At 63.8% G+C, this 21,228-nt stretch carries 23 protein-coding genes and 1 tRNA gene; 6 read left to right on the top strand and 18 right to left on the bottom strand.

Annotated features, from left to right (window positions below; genetic code table 11):
- Positions 1–241: CsbD family protein (locus tag ABWP84_RS13650; RefSeq protein ID WP_353212590.1), on the top strand; the 241-nt coding region annotated here is incomplete at its 5' end.
- Positions 242–285: 44 nt separating this feature from the next.
- Here the strand turns inward: ABWP84_RS13650 and ABWP84_RS13645 are convergent.
- The 8 genes from ABWP84_RS13645 to ABWP84_RS13610 all read right to left on the bottom strand — a co-directional run bounded on the left by ABWP84_RS13645 (position 286) and on the right by ABWP84_RS13610 (position 8,297).
- Positions 286–1,686, bottom strand: a complete 1,401-nt coding sequence (locus ABWP84_RS13645) for an FAD-binding oxidoreductase (protein WP_353212589.1) — start codon at positions 1,684–1,686, stop codon at positions 286–288.
- Positions 1,683–3,002 carry an FAD-binding oxidoreductase gene (locus tag ABWP84_RS13640; RefSeq protein WP_353212588.1) on the bottom strand — a complete coding sequence of 440 codons (1,320 nt, stop codon included), beginning with the start codon at positions 3,000–3,002 and terminating at the stop codon, positions 1,683–1,685. The genes ABWP84_RS13645 and ABWP84_RS13640 overlap by 4 nt, the downstream gene beginning before the upstream one ends.
- On the bottom strand, positions 2,992–3,810 hold the full coding sequence (locus tag ABWP84_RS13635) for a creatininase family protein (RefSeq protein WP_353212587.1): 819 nt from the start codon (positions 3,808–3,810) through the stop codon (positions 2,992–2,994). The genes ABWP84_RS13640 and ABWP84_RS13635 overlap by 11 nt, the downstream gene beginning before the upstream one ends.
- On the bottom strand, positions 3,811–4,824 hold the full coding sequence (locus tag ABWP84_RS13630; RefSeq protein WP_353212586.1) for an ABC transporter substrate-binding protein: 1,014 nt from the start codon (positions 4,822–4,824) through the stop codon (positions 3,811–3,813).
- A 313-nt stretch (positions 4,825–5,137) separates the two neighbouring features.
- On the bottom strand, positions 5,138–6,343 hold the full coding sequence (gene tyrS / locus ABWP84_RS13625; protein ID WP_353212585.1) for a tyrosine--tRNA ligase: 1,206 nt from the start codon (positions 6,341–6,343) through the stop codon (positions 5,138–5,140).
- Positions 6,340–7,257, bottom strand: a complete 918-nt coding sequence (locus ABWP84_RS13620; RefSeq protein WP_353212584.1) for a dihydrodipicolinate synthase family protein — start codon at positions 7,255–7,257, stop codon at positions 6,340–6,342. The genes tyrS and ABWP84_RS13620 overlap by 4 nt, the downstream gene beginning before the upstream one ends.
- A 31-nt stretch (positions 7,258–7,288) precedes the next feature.
- Entirely contained in the window at positions 7,289–8,020 is a 732-nt protein-coding gene (locus tag ABWP84_RS13615) for a hypothetical protein (protein ID WP_353212583.1), read from the bottom strand.
- On the bottom strand, positions 7,998–8,297 hold the full coding sequence (locus ABWP84_RS13610; RefSeq protein WP_353212582.1) for a hypothetical protein: 300 nt from the start codon (positions 8,295–8,297) through the stop codon (positions 7,998–8,000). The genes ABWP84_RS13615 and ABWP84_RS13610 overlap by 23 nt, the downstream gene beginning before the upstream one ends.
- Before the next feature lie 71 nt (positions 8,298–8,368).
- Here ABWP84_RS13610 and ABWP84_RS13605 point away from each other — a divergent pair, with 71 nt between their 5' ends.
- On the top strand, positions 8,369–9,262 hold the full coding sequence (locus ABWP84_RS13605) for a polysaccharide deacetylase family protein (protein WP_353212581.1): 894 nt from the start codon (positions 8,369–8,371) through the stop codon (positions 9,260–9,262).
- Positions 9,263–9,391: 129 nt separating this feature from the next.
- Here ABWP84_RS13605 and ABWP84_RS13600 read toward each other — a convergent pair whose 3' ends face one another.
- Complete coding sequence (locus ABWP84_RS13600) at positions 9,392–10,186, bottom strand: DUF3108 domain-containing protein (RefSeq protein WP_353212580.1); 795 nt, start codon at positions 10,184–10,186, stop codon at positions 9,392–9,394.
- 113 nt (positions 10,187–10,299) lie between these two features.
- Between ABWP84_RS13600 and ABWP84_RS13595 the strand changes: the two genes are divergently transcribed.
- A tRNA-Val gene (locus tag ABWP84_RS13595) sits at positions 10,300–10,374 on the top strand.
- A 400-nt stretch (positions 10,375–10,774) separates the two neighbouring features.
- Entirely contained in the window at positions 10,775–11,383 is a 609-nt protein-coding gene (locus ABWP84_RS13590; protein WP_353212579.1) for a hypothetical protein, read from the top strand.
- A 67-nt stretch (positions 11,384–11,450) separates the two neighbouring features.
- Here ABWP84_RS13590 and ABWP84_RS13585 read toward each other — a convergent pair whose 3' ends face one another.
- The 8 genes from ABWP84_RS13585 to ABWP84_RS13550 all read right to left on the bottom strand — a co-directional run bounded on the left by ABWP84_RS13585 (position 11,451) and on the right by ABWP84_RS13550 (position 17,447).
- A complete protein-coding gene (locus tag ABWP84_RS13585; RefSeq protein WP_353212578.1) occupies positions 11,451–11,633 on the bottom strand; it encodes a hypothetical protein in 183 nt (60 codons plus the stop codon).
- A complete protein-coding gene (locus ABWP84_RS13580; protein ID WP_353212577.1) occupies positions 11,633–12,085 on the bottom strand; it encodes a DUF5681 domain-containing protein in 453 nt (150 codons plus the stop codon). Before ABWP84_RS13580 ends, ABWP84_RS13585 begins: the two co-directional genes overlap by 1 nt.
- The gene (locus ABWP84_RS13575) at positions 12,082–12,228 is read right to left on the bottom strand and encodes a hypothetical protein (protein WP_353212576.1); all 147 of its coding nucleotides are present in this window, start codon (positions 12,226–12,228) and stop codon (positions 12,082–12,084) included. Before ABWP84_RS13575 ends, ABWP84_RS13580 begins: the two co-directional genes overlap by 4 nt.
- Positions 12,229–12,487: 259 nt before the next feature.
- Entirely contained in the window at positions 12,488–14,788 is a 2,301-nt protein-coding gene (locus ABWP84_RS13570; RefSeq protein WP_353212575.1) for a VapE domain-containing protein, read from the bottom strand.
- 17 nt (positions 14,789–14,805) lie between these two features.
- Complete coding sequence (locus ABWP84_RS13565; RefSeq protein ID WP_353212574.1) at positions 14,806–15,177, bottom strand: hypothetical protein; 372 nt, start codon at positions 15,175–15,177, stop codon at positions 14,806–14,808.
- Positions 15,177–15,437 carry a hypothetical protein gene (locus tag ABWP84_RS13560; protein ID WP_353212573.1) on the bottom strand — a complete coding sequence of 87 codons (261 nt, stop codon included), beginning with the start codon at positions 15,435–15,437 and terminating at the stop codon, positions 15,177–15,179. The genes ABWP84_RS13565 and ABWP84_RS13560 overlap by 1 nt, the downstream gene beginning before the upstream one ends.
- Positions 15,438–15,518: 81 nt before the next feature.
- Complete coding sequence (locus ABWP84_RS13555; protein ID WP_353212572.1) at positions 15,519–16,133, bottom strand: hypothetical protein; 615 nt, start codon at positions 16,131–16,133, stop codon at positions 15,519–15,521.
- Positions 16,134–16,136: 3 nt separating this feature from the next.
- Complete coding sequence (locus ABWP84_RS13550) at positions 16,137–17,447, bottom strand: tyrosine-type recombinase/integrase (protein WP_353212571.1); 1,311 nt, start codon at positions 17,445–17,447, stop codon at positions 16,137–16,139.
- Between the two features lie 292 nt (positions 17,448–17,739).
- Here ABWP84_RS13550 and ABWP84_RS13545 point away from each other — a divergent pair, with 292 nt between their 5' ends.
- Positions 17,740–18,237: a CinA family protein gene (locus tag ABWP84_RS13545; protein WP_353212570.1), complete on the top strand. Its 498-nt coding sequence runs from the start codon at positions 17,740–17,742 to the stop codon at positions 18,235–18,237.
- 52 nt (positions 18,238–18,289) lie between these two features.
- The gene (locus tag ABWP84_RS13540) at positions 18,290–19,909 is read left to right on the top strand and encodes a GMC family oxidoreductase N-terminal domain-containing protein (protein ID WP_353212569.1); all 1,620 of its coding nucleotides are present in this window, start codon (positions 18,290–18,292) and stop codon (positions 19,907–19,909) included.
- A gap of 1,041 nt (positions 19,910–20,950) precedes the next feature.
- Here ABWP84_RS13540 and ABWP84_RS13535 read toward each other — a convergent pair.
- Positions 20,951–21,217 carry a hypothetical protein gene (locus ABWP84_RS13535; protein WP_353212591.1) on the bottom strand — a complete coding sequence of 89 codons (267 nt, stop codon included), beginning with the start codon at positions 21,215–21,217 and terminating at the stop codon, positions 20,951–20,953.
- Positions 21,218–21,228 lie beyond the last annotated feature (11 nt).

Here is a 21,228-nt window from a genome sequence, read left to right as displayed (position 1 = left end):
ATCCTCCACCACCGGGGGCTGCCATCACGGCAGCCCGGGTCTTCGGAGAGATGACATGGACAAGGATCGCCTCGCGGGCATGGCCAATCAGGCCAATGGTAGCATCAAGCAGGCCACCGGAAAAATTCTGGGCGATACGAAACTCCAGGCCGAAGGCGCGGCCGATAAGGCGCATGGCAAGCTACAAAACGCCGTGGGCGGCGCCAAGGACGCGCTGCGCGACGCTGCCGACAAGGCATGATCACGGCCATGCCGGGCACCTTCTGACGGCCGGGGCGGAGGTCGCTATTCGAGGATTTCCTCAACCTCACCAATGCTGCCGAAGAGATAATGCGGCCGCGGGCTGGAGGGTTCCCAATGGGGGTCCTCAAAGCCCAGCATCTTGCCCGGGTTGAGCAACCCGCGCGGGTCCGCCTCGCGCTTGAAGGCGGCCTGGCTGGCATCGACGCGCTTCATGCCCCCCTCCTCCAGGGTGAAGACATGCGGGTTGAAGATCGGCGCGCCGGCATCATTATGAATTTGCATGATCTCTTCCAGCCGCTCCTCGGTGGTGAAGCGCACCAATTGCAGGCCAAAACAGGTCACCGCCCCGCCGTAACGGACGAATTCCAGATGCATCGGCACCTCATCGCCGAAGCGCGCCTCCATCGCCGCCAGCGTCTCGAAGTGATGCGGCGGCGGAAACAGCGTCTGCAGATAGGTGAAGGAACGATCCGTCTTCAGCGCCTGCAAAGTCGTGTGGTTCCAACTATGCTCATAGAGCGGCACCGCGGCCTTTTCCGTCTCGCAGCGATAGAGTTCCTGCCCGCCCATGCGCGCCAGCATGGGCGCGACAATCTCAATATACTCCTCAGCCAGCATGGCCAGCACCACCGATTGCCCCTCGGGGATCAGGCCCTCAAACGCCTTGAAATGCCGCTGCGGAATGGGGGCTGCCACCACGCAGGCCAGCTTCTTCACCACGCCATCACTGGCCACCAGCGCCTCGGCGAAGCGCGCGGCGTCGAGCATGCTGGGAAATGAATAGATCAGATCCACCCAATCAAAGGCAGGCGCGAGCGGCATTTCCAGCGCGGTGATCACGCCATTGGTGCCATAGGCATGGTTGACCCGGGCGATATCATCTCCGCGCAACTCCAAAATGCGCGGTTCCGCCTCCATGGTCACCACGCGCAGCGCCAGCACATTGCCCGCCTCACGCAGCATGCCATAGGTGCAGCTGCCAATGCCCGAAGAACCGCCAGCGATAAAACCACCAATCGTCGCCGTGCGCTTGGTGGAGGGGTGAAAGCGCAGTTCGCCACCCACTTTTTCCCGCGTGTGGCGGTCGATATCCATCAGCTTCGCGCCGGCCTGAATCCGCGCAAGGCCCGGCTTGCACCACAGCACCTGGTCAAGGCGCGACAGGTCCAGCACCACACCGCCCTTGAGCGGCATGGCCTGGCCGTAATTGCCGGTGCCAGCCCCGCGCGGCGTCACCGCAACGCCCCGAGCGAAGCATTCGCGCATGATCGCGACAACCTCGGCCTCGTCGCGCGGCATGGCCACCGCCTCGGCCGTCGCGCCATTCAACTGGCGCTTCAATACGGGCGAATACCAGAAGAAATCCCGGCTCTTCTGCCGCACCAAGGCGGGGTCGGTGATGAAATCCACGCCCGGCAGGGCGGCGATGAGGTCTGCGATCATTCGGTGAAACTGAGCATTTTTCCGGGGTTGAAAAGCCCCAAGGGGTCAACCCGGCGCTTGAAGCCCAGTTGGTCACCCGGCACGCGGCGATAGCCTGATCCCTCCTCGATGGTGAAGACATGCGGATTGGCAATGCCCGCCCCCGCCTCTTCGAAGCCAGCCATGATCCCGGCCAGCCTCTCCTCCGTGGTGAAGCGAATGACCGGCAAGGCCGTCATGGTGATGCGCCCGCCGAAGCGCACGCACTCCGTGTGCATCCACACCTCATCGGGGAATTTCGCCCGCACCGCCTCCACGCTCTCCAGCGTGCCCTCGAAGGGGAAGCGGCATTGCAGATAGGTGACGCCGCGATCCTTCTTCAGCACCTGCAAGGTCGTGTGGTTCCAGCAATATTCATAGAAGGGCGTGGCCGCAGGGTCGCGCTCGGCGGCCACGGCGTCCTGCTCGGCCACGATGCTGCCGCCATGCTCGGCCGCCATCTCCCGCAAGGCCAGCATGCCGGCCGCGGTGACCATCACCAAGGCCAGGGCATGCCCCTGCGGCACCGCATCGGCAATACCACGGAAGAAAGGCGGCAGGCGGCTGTCAAACACCGCGCACATTTTCTTGGCGATGCCATCGGCAAAGGCAAAGGCCAGGGCAAAACGCGCGGCTTCAGGGAATTCGGCAAAGCTGATCGCCACATCCCGCCAGGCCTGCGCCGGCGCCAGCGGGATGCGCACGCGGGTGATGATGCCCGTGGTGCCATAAGTGCGATTGACCGGATTGGCCGCATCGCCCTCGATGTCGAGAATACGCGGCGGGTCCTCCAGCGTGGCCACCCGCACACCCAGCAGGTTGCCCCGCTCGCGCATCGTGCCATGGCTCATGCCGCCCACCCCGGCACCGCCGCCGGCCACGAAGCCACCAATAGTGGCGGTGCGCTTGGTGCTGGGCCAAATCCGCAATTCCCAGCCGCGCTCCCGCGCCCAGAGATCGAGGTCGATCATCTTCGCCCCGGCCTCCGCTTCCAGCACCCCATCGGTCAGCGAAATGGGCGCCGCCATGGCGGTGAGGTCGAGCACCAGCCCACCCTCCAGCGGTACGCATTGGCCGTAATTGCCGGTGGCGCCACCGCGGGCGGTGACGGGCATGCGCGCCGCCCGGCATTCCCGCAGAAGCTGCAGCACCTCATCCTCATTGCGCGGCCGCGCCCAGAGATCAGCACTCTTGCCATCCAACTGGCGTTTCAGAACCGGCGAGTACCAATAAAAGTCCCGCGATTTTTGTCGGAGCAGCGCCCGGTCACGGGAATGCTCGATGCCTTCAAGATCCATGCTGGTCGCGCTGGTTGATCAACCAGGCCTCACGGTCAAAACGGGCAATGTCGCCGATCAACCCGGCCACCTTGGCGCCGGCAAAGGCCAGGAATTTCTCGCCATGCTCGGCCGTGGCGCGGGCCGCATTGCCCACAGCACCGGCGGGGTGCAGATCCTGCGCCTGCCAGCCAAAGCCCATCGTGCCCTCCGGCGTCAGCGTGGCGAATTGGTTTTCCAGGCCGATCCAGCGATTGCGGAAATCCCGCGCCAGTTCCGGCTTGCAGTTCGCCGGGTCCAGCCGGAGCATCACCGAGGTTTCCACATAGCCGGCATGGATGCCGTAGCGGCCCTCCTGGCTATCCACCAGGCCCTCGGGCCTGCCCAGGCGGCTCCATTGCGCATTCACGCAGAACATGTTCTCTCGAATGCGTAGCCGCCGGCAGACAATGTCGATGATCTGCGGCTGCCCGCCATGGCTGTTCAGGAACAGCATTTTCTTCACCCCCGCCCGCGCCACACTCTCGCCGATCTCGGTCCATAGCGCGATCAGGGTTTCCGGCGTGGAGGTGATGGTGCCGGGGAAGCGCAGATGCTCGACCGAGCACCCCACCTTCTGGATAGGCAGCACCAGCGCCGGCACCTCGGGGTCGAGCAGGCTGAGCGCGCGGTTCAACACGCCCTCATTGATCGTGGCATCGACCGAAACCGGCAAATGCGGCCCATGCTGCTCCATCGCCCCGGTCTGCAGGATAGCGACCGTATCCTTCGGCAGGGTTTCGAATTCCGGCCAGGTAAGATCCTGCCAGTGGCGGGTGCGCAGTGCCATTCAGGTGAGCCTCAGATCAGCAGCCGCGGGGAGATAGCGCGGATCATAGATCTCGCTCCAGGGCACCTGGCGCTGGATGGCGAAGGCCTCGCGCACCGCATCGATGCCGCGCTGCACCCGGGCGGTATCCACCTGGCCAAAGCCGTTCTGACGGACATGCGCGGTGAAGGTCAGCTCCTCGAGCGCCATGCGCAGCCGGGCGGTCTCCAGCGGAATATCGGTCAGCGGTTCGCGTCGGCGCAGCACATCAATGGCCATGGCAGGGTCGGCCAGGCTGTCATACTGGGCGCGAATCAAAGCGCGGATGATGCCCGTGGTGGCGGCGGGGTTGGCCTGGGCCCAGCGGCGGCTGGTCAACAAGGCGGTGGCGTAGAAATCAGCCCCGAACTGATTGAACTTCATCGTCACGATATCCTCGTCGCGGATGCCCAGGCCGCGCAGCGAGAAAATACCGGAGGTGATGAAGCCGGTGATGGCATTGGCCCGGCCTTGGGCCAGCATGGGCTCGCGCAAGGGCGGCGCCACGGAAATCCAGTTCACCCGGCTGCCATCAAAACCCGCCGCACGCGCAAAAGCGGGGAATAGCTGGCGCCCGGCATCGGAATCCGGCGCGGCGATGGACTTGCCAACCAGATCCGCCGGGCGGGCGATATTCTCGCGCTTGAGGGTCATCACGGCGAGCGCCGTCGCGTCATAGAGCAGGAAGGGGGTGAAGAGGTCTACATCCGGCCGTTCCAGCTTCATCCGGATCATCGGGTTCACATCGGCCACGCCGACATCAAAGGCGCCGCCGGCGATCTTCACCGGCACATCGCCAGAGCCAAAACCGCGCTCCATGGTGACATTCAGCCCCTCCCGCCGAAAATGCCCCCGCTCGAGCGCCACCAGAAAGGCGGCCTGCGGCCCCTGAAAGGCCCAATCCGCCGAAAAGCGAACATTGGTAAGGGTTTGGCTATGCACACCCGGCGCAGCCAAAGGTGCGAGGGACAAGGCAAGGGCAGTACGACGGTTCATGGGGCGCTCCTGAGGGCGTGACACGATGTTGAACGTAGCTTTCAGCCCGCCCATCGCGCCGTCATAGGCCAAAACCACAGGCCGGTGACAGGGCACGTGTGCGAAATTTCGCATGACCCATGCCAAGCCACGGCTCATGATTGAACACCCCTTCCAGCCATGGCCGAGGGTGGTTTTTGGTGGAATGAATTCCCCCAAGCCCCCTTCTTTTATTTTTGATAAATTAGCGCCACCGCAAAGACAGCACCCAAAATTAAAAATAAAAGAATGGGGGTTTGGGGGAAATTCATTTCCCCCATGCTAATCCCAGCTATCAGCCAGCCACAATCAGCGCATGCTTTTTCTTACCAAAGCTCAGCTTGGCTGGCGCTGCCACCATCGCCTGGGGGTCGTTCGCCACCACATCATCCACCCGCACGCCCCCGCCGGCGACATGGCGGCGCGCCTCGGCGTTGGAGGTGGCAAAGCCCACCTGCACCAATAGCGCGGTCAGGCTCGTCGCTGCCGGTATCGTCACGCGCGGCAGGTCGCCTCCCGCCTCGCCTTCCTCGAAAGTTTTCCGCGCCGTCTCTGCCGCCGCCTCGGCCGCGGCACGGCCATGCAGCAAGGTCGTAGCCTCGGTGGCCAGCACCTTCTTCGCCTCGTTGATTTCAGCGCCCGACAGCGCCTCCAACCGGGCGATCTCCTCCAGCGGCATCTCGGTGAACAGCTTCATGAAGCGGCCAACATCGCCATCTTCGGTGTTGCGCCAGAATTGCCAGTAATCGAAGGGCGAGAGTTTTTCCGCGCTCAGCCAGATCGCCCCGCTCGCCGTCTTGCCCATCTTGGCGCCGGAGGAGGAGGTGATGAGCGGCGTGGTCAGTACATGCGCCTCGCCCCCCGTCACGCGCCGGATAAGGTCCGCCCCCAGGACAATATTGCCCCATTGGTCAGAGCCACCCATTTGCAGCGCCACGCCATGCTGCCGGAACAACTCCAGAAAATCATAGGATTGCAGCAGCATGTAGTTGAATTCGAGGAAGGAGAGGTTCTGTTCCCGGTCCAGCCGCAGTTTCACGCTATCCATCGACAGCATGCGATTGACCGAGAAATGCCGTCCCACATCGCGCAGGAACGGGATATAGGCCAGTTGGTCCAGCCAGGCCGCATTGTCCAGCATCACGGCATCCGTCGGCCCCGTGCCAAAGCGCAGGAAATTGTCGAAGACCTGGCGGATGCCGGCCTTATTGGCCTCGATGCGTGCGTCATCGAGCAGCGGCCGCGCCTCGTCGCGGAAAGAGGGGTCGCCCACCTTGCTTGTGCCCCCGCCCATCAGCACCACGGGCTTGTGGCCGCATTGCTGCAGCAGGCGCAGGATCATGATCTGCACCAGGCTGCCGACATGCAGGCTATCGGCCGTGCAGTCGAAGCCGATATAGCCGGGCAGGACACCGCTTTTCAGCCGGGCGGAAAACGCCTCGATATCGGTGGTCTGGTGAATGAAGCCGCGGGCACGGGCGAGGGCGAGAAAATCCTTCACAGCACCGCCACCGGGTCTCGCCGGCCGAGGCGGGCCAGCAGATGATCCACCTCGGCCCGCGCCGGCGGGCTGAGCCGGGGCGCTGGCGCGCGGGCCGTCTCATGCGCGATGATGCCCCGGCGCATCAGCACATATTTGCGCACCGCGAGGCCGAGGCCGGGCTGATTATCGGTGCGGATCAGCGGCAGATGCGCCTCAAAGCGATCCCACATCTCTTCCGTCGGGCCGTTTTTGCACAGCGCCACCAGGAGTTCGGGAAAGGCATAGCCAGTCATCACGCCATCAGTCCCGCGCGAGAGTTCTTCGGGCAGGAAGAGCCCGGAAAAGCCACCAAGGATGGACAACCGCTTCATCTCCCCCGCCGCCTCCAGCGCGCGGATGGCGGAAATCTTGTCCAGCCCCGGCCAATCCTCGGCCTTGAGCATGACCAGGCGCGGGTCGGCGGCGATGCGCGCAACCATCTTGGGCGTGATGGCCACGCCATTGGCCTGGGGGAAATCCTGCAGGCACCACGGTGCTGGGCCGACGGTTTCGCTGGCCTGCTGGAAATAGGCGATGACGGCGTCATCGCCCTTCAGACCGGGGGTGGGGGCAATCATCACGCCGGCAGCGCCGGCCGCCATCACCTCATGGCTCAGCGCCCGCATGGCGGCGAAGCCGGGCGAGGAGACGCCCACCACCACCGGCACCTGGCCGGCATTGGCGCTCAGCACGCCCTTGACGAAGGCGGTGCTCTCGGCGGCGTCGAGTTTCGGCGCCTCACCCATAATGCCCAGGATGGTCAGGCCCGTGGCGCCCATCTTCAGATAGGCCTCGGTCATGCGCGCGGCGCTGGCCAGGTCCAGCCCGCCATCCGGCAGGAAGGGGGTGGGGGCGATGACGAAAGTGCCTGAGGCGGTGCTGTCGAGGGTCATATTCGCCCCGTGCCGCAACACCCGCGCCCGGTCAACCGGGTGGGATATGCCGGGCCATCCAGCCCACCAGCCAATCGGCGATCTGATGCGAATTATCGTCCTGCATCAGCATATGCGAATTGCCGGCAATACCCATCTCCGGCAGCACCGCCACCTCCACCTTGCCGCCCGCCGCATTGGCCGCGCGGGCAAAGGCGAGGCAGCCGGCCAGGCGCGGCGCCCAGCGGCTGGAAAGCGCCACGTAATCCCCCCAGAGCACCAGGATGGGCAGGCCGGCATAGGGTGCCATGTCGTCGGTGGCGGCCGGGCAGGCGCCGGGTTCGATGGAGACGATCCCCGCGATGCCCTCCCGCGAGGCCACCGCCGCCTGGAAGGGATAAATGCCCGATTGCGAATGGCTCATCAGCACCACCCGGCCCAGGCGGCGGGCGATGAGGTTCAGCGCCGTCACGCTCGGATTGGGCGTGCCCACGGAAAAATTCCAATCCGGCACCATCTGCTTCCAGAACTCGCCCTGAGCGGCGAGGGGGAAGCGCATGCCCGGGTAGCTCTCGCCGAAGCGCGCCCCGAAGCGGAAAATCCTCCAGGCATCCTCCCGCCCGGCGGCGAAGACGGTGGGCAGGCTGGCAGCCGGCGCCTGGCCGGCCCGCACCGGGTTGATCTGGGTGGGGTGGCTGGCCGATCGGCCGCGCCAGGCCTGGTCCATCACATGCACAGAGTGGCCGCGGCGGAGGAAATACTCATCCCAGCCCATGCGGCCCATCGGGGGTGGTTTCCCAGGTCATGCCGGTCAGGCAGCAGCCATGGACCAGCAGCAAAGGCACCCGCGCCGGGGCCACAGGCTCCTGAAAGCGCACATAAACCTGGTCCACCGAGATGGTGCCGGTGGCGCCATAGGCCGGCAGGTTGGAGAGGCTTTCGGAACGGATATCCCGCCCACCGACGAAATAGCTGCCCTGCCGCGCGACGCTGAGCGGCCCCTCCATCTGGGCCCAAGCCGGCAGTGCCGCCAGCAGCATGGCCGCGATCATTCTCAACATTGCGTCTCCACCCTCTTTCGATTTTGTCCATCATCGGCATGCTGGCGGCTTTCCAGCAAGCGGAGGCCCTGATGGCCGATCTTCCCGGCGGCATGCCGCCCCTCTCCCGCAGCACCCTGGGCTATGGCGAGAACCCGCCGGATATGGCCTGGCCGGGCGGTGCCAAGCTGGCGCTCAGCTTTGTCGTCAATGTCGAGGAAGGGGCGGAGATGAACCGCAATTCCGGCGATGAGCGCAATGAAAGCCGCTTCGAGGCGAATGAGGAGGTGGTGGGCCACCCCGACCCCTGCATGGAGACGCATTTCGACTATGGCGCCAAGGTTGGGCTCTGGCGGATTTTGGATGTCTTCGACCGTCATAACGCCAAGGCCACCTTCTCATCCTGCGGCCGCGCGGTGGCGCATGGGCCGCATTTGGCCGCGGCGCCGCATGCCCGCGGCCATGAAGTGAGTTGCCATGGCTGGCGCTGGGAACGCCATGCCGGCATGGCGGAGGAGGCCGAACGCGCCGTGATCGCCGGCACCGTGCGCGCCATCAAGGACGCGACCGGCGAGGCCCCGGTGGGCTGGCACACGCGCAGCGCGCCGAGCGTGAACACCCGCCGCCTGCTGCGCGAGCATGGCGGCTTCATCTATGACAGCGATGATTACGGCGATGAACTGCCCCGGCTGCACGAACCTGGCCACGTCATCCTGCCCTATTGCTTTGATACCAATGACATGCGCTTCGCCCCCGGCCAGGCCTTCGTCATGGGCTCGGATTTCTCGCGCTATTGCCTCGATGCGGTGGATTGGCTGCTGGCGGAGAAGCGCTGCCGCATGCTCAGCATTGGCCTGCATCTGCGCATCATCGGCCGGCCGGGGCGGATTGGCGCGCTGGATGCAATCCTGGCGCGCGTGGCGCGGGACCCGCGCATCTGGGTGGCACGCAGACGGGATATTGCCGCCCATGTGCTGGCCGGCTGAGGAGAGAATTTTCATGCCTTGCGGCTTCGCAAGGCGACTTGGGCAATGCGAAAAGGCGAGGGAGAACAAGATCGAGGGGCTTTGCCCTCTCGCTCTTTCCCTCCGCCCTCAGCGTTTTTCAGCACCCTGTTAGGGCGCGGCGCGCTCAATCTTGGTCAGCACGCCATGCAGCCGGCCCCACCAGCGGGTGGCCAGTTCAATCCTGAGTGGCACAGGCGGCGCACCGGCCAGGGGGCGGGCGATCCATACCGTGGTGACCACCGGCTGGCGGGCGCGATCGATATCCTGATCGGTGCGCCAGCCACCCAGCAGCACGCTCTCCACCTCGCAGCGCAGCGCCACACCCCGCAATCCCTCGCGCCAATCGGGTGGCACCGCCTCGGTGCCGATGGTGCGGGCATGGAGCTGGGTGAGCCGGCGCGCATCATACATCCGCGCACCGGCTTCACAGCGATCGGTGCGGGCGACGATGCGCGACAGTTGCGCCACGGCGGAAAGCGCATCGATGCTGCCGCCGAGGTTTTCGCGCACAATCTCCTCGCGCATATCGGCGGCATTGCTGGGCTCCAGCGCACCGACCCTGGGCATGCCATCCGGCCCGAAATCCATTTCCACCACGCGCGCCTGGCCGCGGAATGCGCCATGCACCCGATAACGCTGCGGCCGGGGCGCATCGCCATCCCAGCGGCCGATGATGCTGGTGGTCTGCTCATTGCGGGCGAAGACGCTGAACAGGCCACGTGAGCGGCTGCGCACCTCCAGACGATATTGCGGGCCCTCTACATCGAAGGTGAATTCCGCCTCGAGCACCCGAAGCCCGGCGGCGTGGAATTCATAGGTCGCGGTCCATGGCGTGGCGCGGGCCGGGGCGGCGATGGCCACGGCCAGGGAGAAGGCCGCCAGGAGGGAGAGGTGATATCGCATTGGCTCCTATGTTCTCCCCAGGGGCCGCAGTTCAAGCCCCGATATCCGGGCCTGCTTGACAGTCGCCCGAGGGCAAAGCATACCGCGCTCTCCGCAGGGTCATGACCCAAAGCGGGTGCGTAGCTCAGCGGTAGAGCACTGCCTTCACACGGCAGGGGTCACAGGTTCAATCCCTGTCGCACCCACCAATCTTCTCAAAGACTTACGGGCAACAGTCGGATACAGCAAAAGAGCCTAGGTAGCACATAGGTAGCGGCTGCGTGGCGGTCGTCCGCTGGCCAAGTCCCTGGTCGTGGCGCGGCTGGCCTTTCAGATGCGCGATTCTCCTGCAGGTGGAATAGCTGCGTTGCGGCGCTCCTGCCGCATCCGCTCGGCTAGGGGGGGCGCACCCTCGGCGCAGCGGCACCGCCATGCGCGGGAGCTCGCCGCGCGGGCAGCAGCCGTATCGGCGCGCCATGTTCGTGCTGGCCATCGGCACTGCACCATCAGCCGCAAGGGCGCGCCAGCGACTGACGCTGGCGACACGCATCTTGATGGGATGAAGCTATAGCGGTATTGCCTTTCCAGTTTTTCATCGGAGATATCGTCATGATCAACCCAACGTTGGGGCGCGCGGATTTTTTTAAACTTCGCAAGTCGGATCAAAATGGCTTTAAAAAATTTCGTGTGGTGAGAGTACCAAAAGATACATTGCTATTCAAAATGACTAAAGGTGCCGCCGCCGCAGGGCAGTACGGCGTTACCCCCTGGTGGTCAGCGGTAAAACCTTTCTTGGATGATAAAGAGGGCGCTCTGGGCCGGTATCAGCAGGCTAAGGCGGAAGGCGTCAACATGCGGGCCATGGTCCGGTTTATGTCCTGCGTCTGCCTGGACTGGAATGATCTAGACAACTACGTGCAGGTTAAACTCACAGACGACGCGCATGCATTTTGGGGCACCTTCAATCCAATGCCGAAATTTAGCCAGCCAATCTGGAAAGTGGATTCTAACAAGGACGGCTCCGGCGCAACGACCATGGCGAATGTGAAGCTGATGAAGCTTAAGGAAAAAGAGGCTGGGTTCGCGGTGCCCGACATGCTTGGCGGGGCAGAAGCTTGGCAATTGTATATTCCCAATCTGACAGACGCAGATATCGAGCGAGGCGGGATCATTCCTGGCCATGACATGGTGGCGCTCGCGATGGCGCTTGGGGCCTAAAAGATCAGCCTTCATCGGCACGTGGGCATGAGCGCCGCTGCCGCGCACGTTATCCTGAGCCGGCAGCCTAAATAATCCACCGCACGATAATCCCCGTGCCGGGCGGCAGTTTGTTTCGCTCGGCGGCGACCAGGGCCTCTCCCTGTGCCTTTGTCATCTCTTCCGGCACGATCAGCCGCACCCAAGCATTTGTGGCCTTGGGCTTCGCTTGCTCAAGGGCGGTCAGGCGGGCGGAGATATTGCGGGTCATCAGGTTTTTCCCTTGCTTTGCGCCTCGAGCGCGGCGATGCGCTGGTCGAGTGCGACGGTTTCAATCGCGCGGCGCTGGGTTTCCAGAACGGCGGCCAGGCCCTGCGCTTCCTCCGGCGAGATTTCGCCCCCGCCCACCGCCGCCGTGACCACTGTCAGGGCGGCCACGACGCCGGCCGCATCAGATATGGGGGGCAGGTCTATGGTGAGGGGCCTGCCCCTCCTCTCGGGCCATAAGCGGCGCAACAGGAGATCAGCAGCCCGCATGTCGCCCTGCTTGGCGGCCTCCACCACGGTCGCCATCACCTCGGCGGCGCCGGCTTCGCCGATCAGGTCCAGTGCCTTCAGCGCGGCGTGGCGGGCGCCTTTGGGTTTGCCGGCCGGGTTACCGGACTGCCCAGGCGGGAACGGCCGCCCGCGCTGCTTGGGTGCAGATTTTTCAGCGTTGCTCATGCTTGTGTCCTCAGCATCTCGGCCAGGCCCTTGAGTGCGCCGCCCTGGTCGCTTTTCTGCTCATGGAATTGGTGCGGGTTTCGCCCAGATGGCGGCGACAGCCGGGCGGCCTGCTCGACAATGTTGGCGACCACCTCAGCCATGGTTCGCATTCCGCCGGTGCGGGTGGCCCTGATCTCGGCCGCCTGACGCACTGACGCACCTGACGCACCTGACGCACTTTCCCTTCGAGCGCCCACGCGCGCTTGCGTGCCGCGTGCCCCCCTCCAACAGTTGCTTGCGTTCATCCCCTCTATACAAAGTGCGTCAGGGTGCGTCAGTGCGTCAGAAATGGCGGGTTTCTGCGGGCCACGCGGCTGACGCACCTGGGAAAGTGCGTCAGGGTGCGTCAGGTGCGTCAGATCATTTGCCATCGCTCGGCCCCCAAAAGCGCTCACCGTCGGGGCCTCGTGATCCTCTCCTCCACTTCAAGCGATCCATTATGGCAGTGATGCGCCGCTGCTCGGCCGTCCCCAGCTTGGGCGTCTCGATAAATAAAGCAGATCGCGCCACCTGCATCACTGTCGCCCTGTTTTGGCTGGCCAAGAACTTCGCCACCTCTTCTTCCCAGGCATCAGCCTCAAACCGCTCCTCTTGCTGCGGCTTGATGTGCCGAGCTTCAAATTCACGATGCGGCCACCACGGCACATTCTGCTGGTAGAGCCGTAGGGCCTCGGCAAAGAGTTGGTCGCGGTCATTGGCCAGTGCGTCGGTGTCAATCTGAGCGCCCACCTTCACCGGCCAGAAGCGCCGCCCTCCTGTTGCATCGCGCAGATAGGCCGCTTCATTCGTCGAGCCGACAAAAATGCACTGGCGGGGTTCGGTCACTTCAAGCCGCCCATATTTGGGCGTGAATTGCTCCTGCGGCCTTGTAATGAATGCCTTTAGTGCCGCGCTCTCAGCCTTGTTCATGGCCGACATTTCCGCAATCTCGATCAGCCATTTACCTCGCAGGTGCTGAGCGACACGAATCGCATCACGGTCAAGGTCCGGCAGGCAGTCGGAAAACCACGCGCCGCCAAGGATACGACAAGCTGAGGATTTCAGCGCGCCCTGTGGGCCTTCCAAAATCACCATATAGTCGGACTTGCAGCCCGGCCGCATGACGCGGGCCACCATGGCTATCAAGAACATGCTGCCGATCTGCTCGTGATATTCGTTGTCAGCCGCACCCAGATAGGTGTGAAGCCAGCCATGCACGCGCGGCGTGCCGTCCCAGCGCAGCCCATTCAGGAAGTCTAAGACAGGATGGAAGCCGCATTCGTCCGCGCGCATGGCAACCGCCTGGTGGGCTGTATCTTTGCCCAGCGTCTCCAGCCCGCATTTTTGTAGATGAACCTGGACGCGGGAGACATCGGCATCAGTGACAACCCGCAGCCCATCGGGGGCGGCGATCACTGGCTCCCGCTGCATCTGGTCCAGGCGGAACAGCATGTTGACAGAAGGCTCGTGCCGCAGCGCGATCATGGCGTTGAAGATATTGCCACGCGGCTCGCCTCGGTCGTTTGTCTGGCATTGCTTCAGCCATTCCGGCTCTGGCGTGGCCCGGCAATTCTCCCATGTGCGCCGCAACTGTCGGCCGCCGTTCGCCTCGCCCTTTTCTGCCTTCCAGGCGGATGTGTCGGGGTCGAACTCCAGCGCCGCCACGAACTCCTCAAAGCTGCCGCCACCCCCCTTCACACGCGCCGCCGTGGCCATCACCTTGCCGCTGCGGGACTGGTCGCCACCGCCTGCTCTGCGACCGCCACTGCTGCGCGGCGACGCCATGCCGTCCTCAAACGCCTGTTGCAGCGTCCGCTGGGCATGGTCAAAATCGTCGCAAGCGCCGGCGATAGCGTTGAGTGCGGCAGAGAGTTCGCGGAACGCGAAGCCCTCCTGAATATGCCCGCCAGAGACAAGCCCGCCGACGCTGTAGGCAGCGCGGTTTAGGGTGTGGTGCTTCTGGCCTGGCCCAGCAGTGCGGATGGCATGGCACTCGTTTTCCAGCGCGCGGCGGCCGTATGGAGACGCATCGCCATCAAGGCGCGAAGCGGGGCCGGCGGCTGACGCTTGGGGCTTCTTCGGCACGCTGCGGCCAAGTGCCCCGGCGTTAAGCTGGTGCGCGTGATCAATGAACCCGCCGTCTATCGCTATGACGGTGTGGTCTGGCGCACCGTGAATGGCGCCATAGTAATAGGATTGCGAGAGGACGAAGCTCTCATCGGCCAGGGCGCCCAAGAACAGGCCATTGAGGCGAGACAGGAGGCCGGCGCGCTCGCTGCCCAGCAGGGGCTTGCTTGTCGGGCACAGCACGCGCCAGCGGGGCCGGTCGGCTGTGTGGGATGGGCTGGTGTAGAGGATTGCGGCGAGTCCGGCGCTGCCGATGATCTGGCGGGCCCGGCTGAGCGTCATCTGCTCGCCGTCATAGTCTGCCTCAATACCGTAAATGTGGATGATGTTGGAGTTGTGCCGCAGGCTGCCCTTGTCTGTGCGCGCGTCACCGAACGCCGCCAGCTTGAGCCACGGCAACTCCGCCTTGGATGGCGCGCGGGTTTCGCGCAGCATTGGCATAAGGCCGCGCAGGGTGGTTTCGCCTTGGCGTTTTGTGCTGGCGCCGGCGTCGCGGAATGTCGTGATGACAATAGGGTGGTCGAGTGCCGAAGCGCGCTGCGGCTCCCACTCCACGCCGGTTTCTATGTCGCTCAGACTGCACCGCCTTCCGCCAGGGCGGTTTTGTCGTCGGCGGCAGGGTTGCCTGCCCCCAAGCCCGCAAAGCCGCTGGCGGCCTCCCCGCCCAGTGCGCTGAGGGTGTTCTGGCCAGAGGCGGCCGGCGAGAGTTTCGTCACCCGCTTACCGGGCGCGCGATGGACGGAACAGCGCCGGGTTTCCGCCCCCCGGTTAAGCGACGTGGTGGTGGTCGTCTCGAACGCTTCGCCGCAGTCGCAACAGCGGGTGTTCCACACCGCAATCTGGCTTGCCCCACCATCAGGGCGCCGATGGGGGCGGATGGCGATGCACGCGTAAAGCTGCCCACCGCGCTCGAAGGTCAGGCCAATGGTTGCCGCGTTTGCCATCAGGCGGCCACCCGCTGCGCGTCAACCTCGGACGTGCTGCGCCGTGGCGCCGTCATCTGAGATTTCGCCCAGGCCAAAGCGTCGGACCAGCGATACAAGGCGCGGCCAGAAAACAGGCTGTAGGGCGCACCGCCGCCGCGTGTGGCCTTGGTCGCCAATGTCGCGGATGCGACAGGATACCCGGCCGCCGTCAGGGCCTCGGCCACGGCCTTGCGCGTCAGTAGCGCGTCCGGGTTGGGATGGGTTGAAAGCTGCATCATTCACTCCGCATCGCGCTTCATTGCGCGGCGTTGTGAACATCAGGCGCGATTCGCCCGCTCATTTATCAAATGAGCAGAATTCTACTTCTGGGGAGCGCCAAAGATCTTGGCGGCCTCCAGAAGCGCAGCAGTGATGCCGTCTCTACCAACCGGCCTCAATTCTGTGATGCTTTTGCTGAAGGCTCGGTAAATTGACGCGTCTAATTGATCGGACTTTCCCGCATTGGCGTCATTTCGCCATGCCATAACCTTCGCAGCATCGGGCCGGCTGCGTCCCGACTTGAATGCGGGAAACTTCCGAGCCTTTATTGCCACCCATCGCGCTGCCTCTTCGACAGTCGAAAATTCGCCTTGCCGGATCACCGACTCCAGCAGCGCAGCGATGCACGCGCGCTGGGCTAGTTCTTCACTCGATACCGGCTTAGGCCCCCGCCTCTCTCCCTGCTCTGGGAGAAAGATCGGATGGACTTCCCGCCCATCTTTTAAGTCGCTGAACGCCATCTGTAGCCGCATGAACGGCGCCCAATCCTCTGCCCGCGCGCCACTCGCCATCAGCAACTCTTCGACCGCTTCGAGCGCCGCCATGATGCCTGCCTGCCCGCCGGGCTGCTTGGCGTCGATCTCGGCAAAAAGCTGACCGCTGGTTTCAATGGCCGCAACAAACCTGGCCCAAGTCTCATCGTCCGGCTTGTGCATCACTCAGGCGCCGGCCGCATGAAGCTGCACAATCCCAGCGCTGGCCTGCTTGCTCGGCCCCATGCGCCGGGCAATTTCGCCGGCCACTCGATCCGCCGCCGCCAACAGCACTCCATCCGCCGAATGGATATATCTGCTGGTCACGCTGCGCCCCTTGTGCCCGATCAACGCGGCGATACTGATTTCGCTCATGCTCAAGTCAGCCGCCACGGAGGCGAAGGAATGCCGCAGCGTATGCGCCGTTATCTCGGCCGGCAGTCCGCCGAGCCTGCCTATCCGCGCCATGAACCTCTTGAAGCCCGTCATGGTGGTCTCGCCCCGGGATGGGGGGAACACCAAGGCCTCGGCCGCGCCGCCCGTGGCGGCCTTCTGCGTGGCCAGCACGTCACAAGCGGCCCGTGAGAGGGGGCGCATACTCGCACCCGTCTTGGTATCGCCCAGGCGGGCCGTGCGGCGATTCAGGTCAACCTCTGTCCAGCGCAGCCCGATGGCCTCGCCACTGCGCCAGCCAGTCAGCGCCAGGAAACGCGCGGCGGCTACAGCGTGCGGCCACATGCCGGCCTCGGTCGCCTTCAGCAACCCATCATGGAGCAGCACGAATTCATCGGCAGACAGGCGCCGGTCGCGCTTGCCATCAGCCGGCCGCAGCACGCCACGGGCAGGGTTATCGGTGCAGATGCCCACCTTCACGCCATAGGTGAATATGGCGCCCAGCAGGCCGACGGTGCGGGAGGCTGTGCCCATGCCGCCCCGGACGTTGCGGAACGCGCGGGGCCTGTCCAGCTTCTCCCGCCGATGGGTCTTTCCATCCGCAACTGCGTGCATGAACTCTTCGAGGTCGTTCGTTGTGACGGTCATCGCCTTCTTGTTTCCAAGCAAGGGCAAGACGTGGGAATTGATCCTGCTGGCATCGCTGTCGAGCGTGCTTGCCTTTTTGGTCCCACCGCGCCGCGTGGTCAGGCGCCCGGCTTTGGCTGCGGCCAAATACCGCTCGCACAATTCCTTCACCGTCGGCGCGTCGCGCAATTCCTGCTTGGCGGCGGCAGGATCAGCACCGCCCGCAGCCTCGGCCAGAATAGCCTTGGCCTTCGCGCGGGCCGTCTCAGGGGTCCAGGGCGCGCCGTGGCGCCCGATGGTGTAGCGACAACTGCGCCCCTCGGCCGTCCTAAAGAGCAGGATGTAGGCAACCGCCGTGCTGCGCTGGCGACGAATGCCAAAGCCGGCCACGGCCCCCTTGCCGCCGTCGAACAACTCCCGGTTTGGCGGCAACTCCCGCACATCCGTCAAACTAATCTTGCTCGCCGCCGTCGCCATGACTGCCCCCTAGATTGCTGCCTAGGTAGCGCCCTAGGTAGCAGGTAGTAGCAGGCCAACGCATAAAGCAGCAACGCAAAACGTAAGAGAACAATTAAAAAATGAGGGAATAGGCCGGATTTCTAGCGAAACTCAATTCAGATAAAACACGCGCAACGGCTAAGGCCAGCCTTCACACGGCAGGGGTCACAGGTTCAATCCCTGTCGCACCCACCATCTCCCCCCTCTCTCCACCTTGCCTTGCGCGCATCACACGCCGAACCTGCCTTAACAATCACCAGGGATGGCCAACATGCAGGATCTTCTCCCCCTCGCCGCCGCATTGGCAGAAAGGCTCAAGGCGCGTGGCGAGACCGTGTCGGTGTCCGAATCCTCCTCCGGCGGCCTCGTCTCGGCCGCCCTTCTCGCGGTGCCAGGCGCCAGCGCCTATTTTCAGGGCGGCGCCGTCGTCTACACCCGCAAGGCCCGCTCCAGCCTGCTCGGCATCACCGATCGCGAGATGCTGGGCATGCGCTCCTCCTCCGAACCCTATGCCCAATTGCTGGCGCAAACCCTGCGAACCCGCTTCGCCACCCATTGGGGCATCGCCGAAACCGGCGCCTCCGGCCCCTCGGGCAATAGCTATGGCGATGCGGCGGGCCATACCTGCATCGCGGTGAGCGGCCCCATCAGCCTCGTCCGCACCATCGAAACAGGACATGGCGATAGGGTGGCGAATATGCGCAGCTTTGCCGCCGCCCTGCTGGCCCTGCTCGATGAAGCCCTCGATGGCGCCAGCCCCCAGCCCTGAGGTTTCGGTGAATGCAAGCCCAGGTTAGGCTCACGGAATCGAGGGAAACGCCATGACAGACACATTTGATTTTATCATCGTGGGCTCCGGTGCTGCCGGTTCCGTCCTGGCGGATAGGCTGAGCGAGGATGGCAAGCATTCCGTCTGCGTCCTCGAAGCGGGGCCAATGGACACCAACCCCTGGATTCATATGCCAGCCGGCTTCATCAAAACGCTCGCCAACCCCGATGTCTCCTGGCAATTCAGCACCGAACCCACGGAAATGACCGGCGGCCGGCGCATCAACACCATCCAAGGCCGCGTGCTGGGCGGCGGCACCTCGATCAACGGCCTGATCTATAATCGTGGCCAGCCCGATGACCTCAACAACTGGGCCCAGCGCGGCAATCGCGGCTGGGGCTATGATGATTGCCTGCCCCATTATAAGCGCACGGAGCGCCGCGTGGGCGTCGCGGACGACACCCGCGGCACCGAAGGCGGCATGCCGGTCACCGATATGGACTGGTTCCACCCGGTCTCCGAAGCCTTCATCGAAGGCTGCGTCGCCCAGGGCATCCCCCGCAATCCCGACTATAATAATGGTAACCAGGCCGGCGTGGGCTATTACCAGCGGATCATCCAGAATAACCGCCGGGTCAGCGCCGCCCGCGGCCGGCTGCACCCGGCCATGGCCCGCAAAAACCTCGAAGTGCGCACCAATGCCCGCGCCACCACATTGCTTTTCGAGGGAAAGCGCTGCGTGGGCCTGCGCTATGCCGCCTCGGCCGATGGGCCGCGCACCGAAATCCGCGCCCGGCGTGAGGTCATCATCTCCGCCGGCACCGCCAATACCGCCCGCCTGCTGCAAATCTCCGGCATCGGCCCCGCCGCCCTGCTGCAAAAACTCGGCGTGGCGCCGGTGCATATCCTGCCCGGCGTGGGCGAGAATTTCCGTGACCACTATGCCAGCCGCTTCATCATGCGCGCCAAGCCCGGCACCGTCACGCTGAATGAATTGGCGCGCGGCTGGCGGCTGGGCACGCAATTGGTGAAATGGGCCACCGGCCGGCCCAATATCCTCGCCACCGCCCCCAGCCATGTCTATGTTTTCTGGAAGAGCTTCGAGGGGCTGGACCAGCCGGACCTGCAATGCGTCTTCACCCCCGGCAGCTACAAACCCGGCAAGACCTATATCCTCGATGACTACCCCGGCGTCTCCGCCGGCTCCTGGCAGCACCGGCCGGAGAGCACAGGCTTTGTCCGCGCCCGCAGCACCAACCCCTGGGAGAACCCTGAAATCCAGCCGAATTACCTCAGCCATGAGATGGACCGCCGGGTGCATATCGCCGGCCTGCGAATGATGCGCCGGCTGCTGAATTCACCCCAGCTCTCACAATACCTCGAAGGCGAAACCCTGCCCGGCGGCGATGTGCAGACCGATGACGAATTCCTCGATTTCGCCCGCAACAATGGTGTGACGACCTATCACCTCATCGGCACGGCCAAAATGGGCCCAGCCGATGACCCCATGGCGGTGGTGGATGACAGGCTTCGCATGCATGGCATGGATGGGCTGAGAGTGGTCGATGCCTCGATCATGCCGGCCATGACCTCGGCCAATACCATGGCCACGACGATGATGATCGCCGAGCGCGCGGCCGATTTCATCCGCACCGAGCTTCGCGCCGCCTAAAGCTCAATTTTACATGCAGATGAAAAACGCTGCTGGCGGAGGAAAAGAGCGAAAGGGCTTTGTCCTAGCGCTCTCCCACCAGGTCGACATGTATGTCGACGACTCTCCTGGACCTTTGAATTATATTATAATCAATAATTAAACGAAGGTGCAGGAAACTCGTCGACATACATGTCGACCCTGCTGGGGTGCTCGAGGGGCTGGTCTTTCTTATACCGACACCCGTGTGATCGGTTGACAGGTTCAAATCGGGGACAGGGTTTGGCTTATGGCGAATAGCTCTTCGTCTCAAATCTTCGACGTAGTCTCGGTTCGAATCCCAGTCGGTCCGCCAGTTCCCATACGAGCCGTGCTCTCCGCCTCACCGAGCGCCGCGCTGAGTGGCAGGTTTCCTGGGGTTTTCGGGGCAGACCTGTTGACTGGCAGGACGCAGAGACGGCCGAAAATCGCTCTCCGGAGGCCAATTCTCTCCGGACCTCCTGACTTGGGCGTTTTAGTACGGAACTCAAAAACCTAGGTAAAAGGCCGGTTTCCGCGCAGTCGGCACTTGCTCTGGTTCGAACCCCACTTGCCCGAAATCCGTACTTCGAGAGCGAACACTTTGGTACGCTTTGCCCAATGCAGAGCTCCTTCGGCAGGATGCCCGGACAGTCTGGCTGCGGCACGACCCGGCTTAAGGCCCGACCTCTGCTCGCTTAGCCAGAATTGCTGCCAAGCAAGCCACGGCCGCATCGGAGAAGTTCGAGGTTGGCCGACCGAGTGGTCTGACCTCCAGTAACTCAGGAGCCTTTCCGACCCAGGGGTTGCCCTCCATGACTGCGAGCCAACCGCTCAGATCTTGAGATAGCAGCGCCTTTTCGGCGGCCAGGATTTCTTCCTCGCTGGGGTCACTATGGCGTCCAAGGGTTACGTATCGGCCATCAGGGGCGATGACCACCCATCGGCGCTCGCGAGATCGTTCGGGTTCTGACGCCATGGGCGGACTATGGCTCGGATACCGGGAACCAGAAAGCGACAGCCTCTCGATGTCGAAAAACAGCGCTAGCCAGAAATTTGAGGTCCGGCGAACGATGATATTGCTGATGGAGCTGGAAGCTGAACTGCCGGTATTCTGGGTTCAACTACCTGGGAAGCACGCGGGCGCTGATCGTGGGGCGCCTGACTGATCAATGCACTCACAACGCTCTGCATTACCGGTGGACAAACTCCATTTCCCAACATCTTGATTTTGTCTCGTCTGGAACCTTGATCAAGTATGTAGTCTTCGCCAAAACCCATTGCGCGCCGCAACTCGTCAACCTGCAGCATTCGCATGCGCG

Origin of the sequence: Rhodovarius sp. (assembly GCF_040399605.1) — a bacterium.
Taxonomy (GTDB): Bacteria; Pseudomonadota; Alphaproteobacteria; order Acetobacterales; family Acetobacteraceae; genus Rhodovarius; species Rhodovarius crocodyli_A.
The sequence above is the reverse complement of the archived record's forward strand: the minus strand, read 5'-3'. Positions and strand labels throughout refer to the sequence as shown.

Excerpts from the sequence above, each read along its gene's own strand:
- ABWP84_RS13645 (WP_353212589.1), bottom strand. The coding sequence starts at position 1,686 with ATGATCGCAGACCTCATCGCCGCCCTGCCGGGCGTGGATTTCATCACC.
- ABWP84_RS13640 (WP_353212588.1), bottom strand. The coding sequence starts at position 3,002 with ATGGATCTTGAAGGCATCGAGCATTCCCGTGACCGGGCGCTGCTCCGA.
- ABWP84_RS13635 (WP_353212587.1), bottom strand. The coding sequence starts at position 3,810 with ATGGCACTGCGCACCCGCCACTGGCAGGATCTTACCTGGCCGGAATTC.
- ABWP84_RS13630 (WP_353212586.1), bottom strand. The coding sequence starts at position 4,824 with ATGAACCGTCGTACTGCCCTTGCCTTGTCCCTCGCACCTTTGGCTGCG.
- ABWP84_RS13620 (WP_353212584.1), bottom strand. The coding sequence starts at position 7,257 with ATGACCCTCGACAGCACCGCCTCAGGCACTTTCGTCATCGCCCCCACC.
- ABWP84_RS13615 (WP_353212583.1), bottom strand. The coding sequence starts at position 8,020 with ATGGGCCGCATGGGCTGGGATGAGTATTTCCTCCGCCGCGGCCACTCT.
- ABWP84_RS13610 (WP_353212582.1), bottom strand. The coding sequence starts at position 8,297 with ATGTTGAGAATGATCGCGGCCATGCTGCTGGCGGCACTGCCGGCTTGG.
- ABWP84_RS13605 (WP_353212581.1), top strand. The coding sequence starts at position 8,369 with ATGGCCGATCTTCCCGGCGGCATGCCGCCCCTCTCCCGCAGCACCCTG.
- ABWP84_RS13600 (WP_353212580.1), bottom strand. The coding sequence starts at position 10,186 with ATGCGATATCACCTCTCCCTCCTGGCGGCCTTCTCCCTGGCCGTGGCC.
- ABWP84_RS13590 (WP_353212579.1), top strand. The coding sequence starts at position 10,775 with ATGATCAACCCAACGTTGGGGCGCGCGGATTTTTTTAAACTTCGCAAG.
- ABWP84_RS13585 (WP_353212578.1), bottom strand. The coding sequence starts at position 11,633 with ATGACCCGCAATATCTCCGCCCGCCTGACCGCCCTTGAGCAAGCGAAG.
- ABWP84_RS13580 (WP_353212577.1), bottom strand. The coding sequence starts at position 12,085 with ATGAGCAACGCTGAAAAATCTGCACCCAAGCAGCGCGGGCGGCCGTTC.
- ABWP84_RS13575 (WP_353212576.1), bottom strand. The coding sequence starts at position 12,228 with ATGGCTGAGGTGGTCGCCAACATTGTCGAGCAGGCCGCCCGGCTGTCG.
- ABWP84_RS13565 (WP_353212574.1), bottom strand. The coding sequence starts at position 15,177 with ATGGCAAACGCGGCAACCATTGGCCTGACCTTCGAGCGCGGTGGGCAG.
- ABWP84_RS13560 (WP_353212573.1), bottom strand. The coding sequence starts at position 15,437 with ATGATGCAGCTTTCAACCCATCCCAACCCGGACGCGCTACTGACGCGC.
- ABWP84_RS13555 (WP_353212572.1), bottom strand. The coding sequence starts at position 16,133 with ATGCACAAGCCGGACGATGAGACTTGGGCCAGGTTTGTTGCGGCCATT.
- ABWP84_RS13550 (WP_353212571.1), bottom strand. The coding sequence starts at position 17,447 with ATGGCGACGGCGGCGAGCAAGATTAGTTTGACGGATGTGCGGGAGTTG.
- ABWP84_RS13545 (WP_353212570.1), top strand. The coding sequence starts at position 17,740 with ATGCAGGATCTTCTCCCCCTCGCCGCCGCATTGGCAGAAAGGCTCAAG.
- ABWP84_RS13540 (WP_353212569.1), top strand. The coding sequence starts at position 18,290 with ATGACAGACACATTTGATTTTATCATCGTGGGCTCCGGTGCTGCCGGT.
- ABWP84_RS13535 (WP_353212591.1), bottom strand. The coding sequence starts at position 21,217 with ATGCTGCAGGTTGACGAGTTGCGGCGCGCAATGGGTTTTGGCGAAGAC.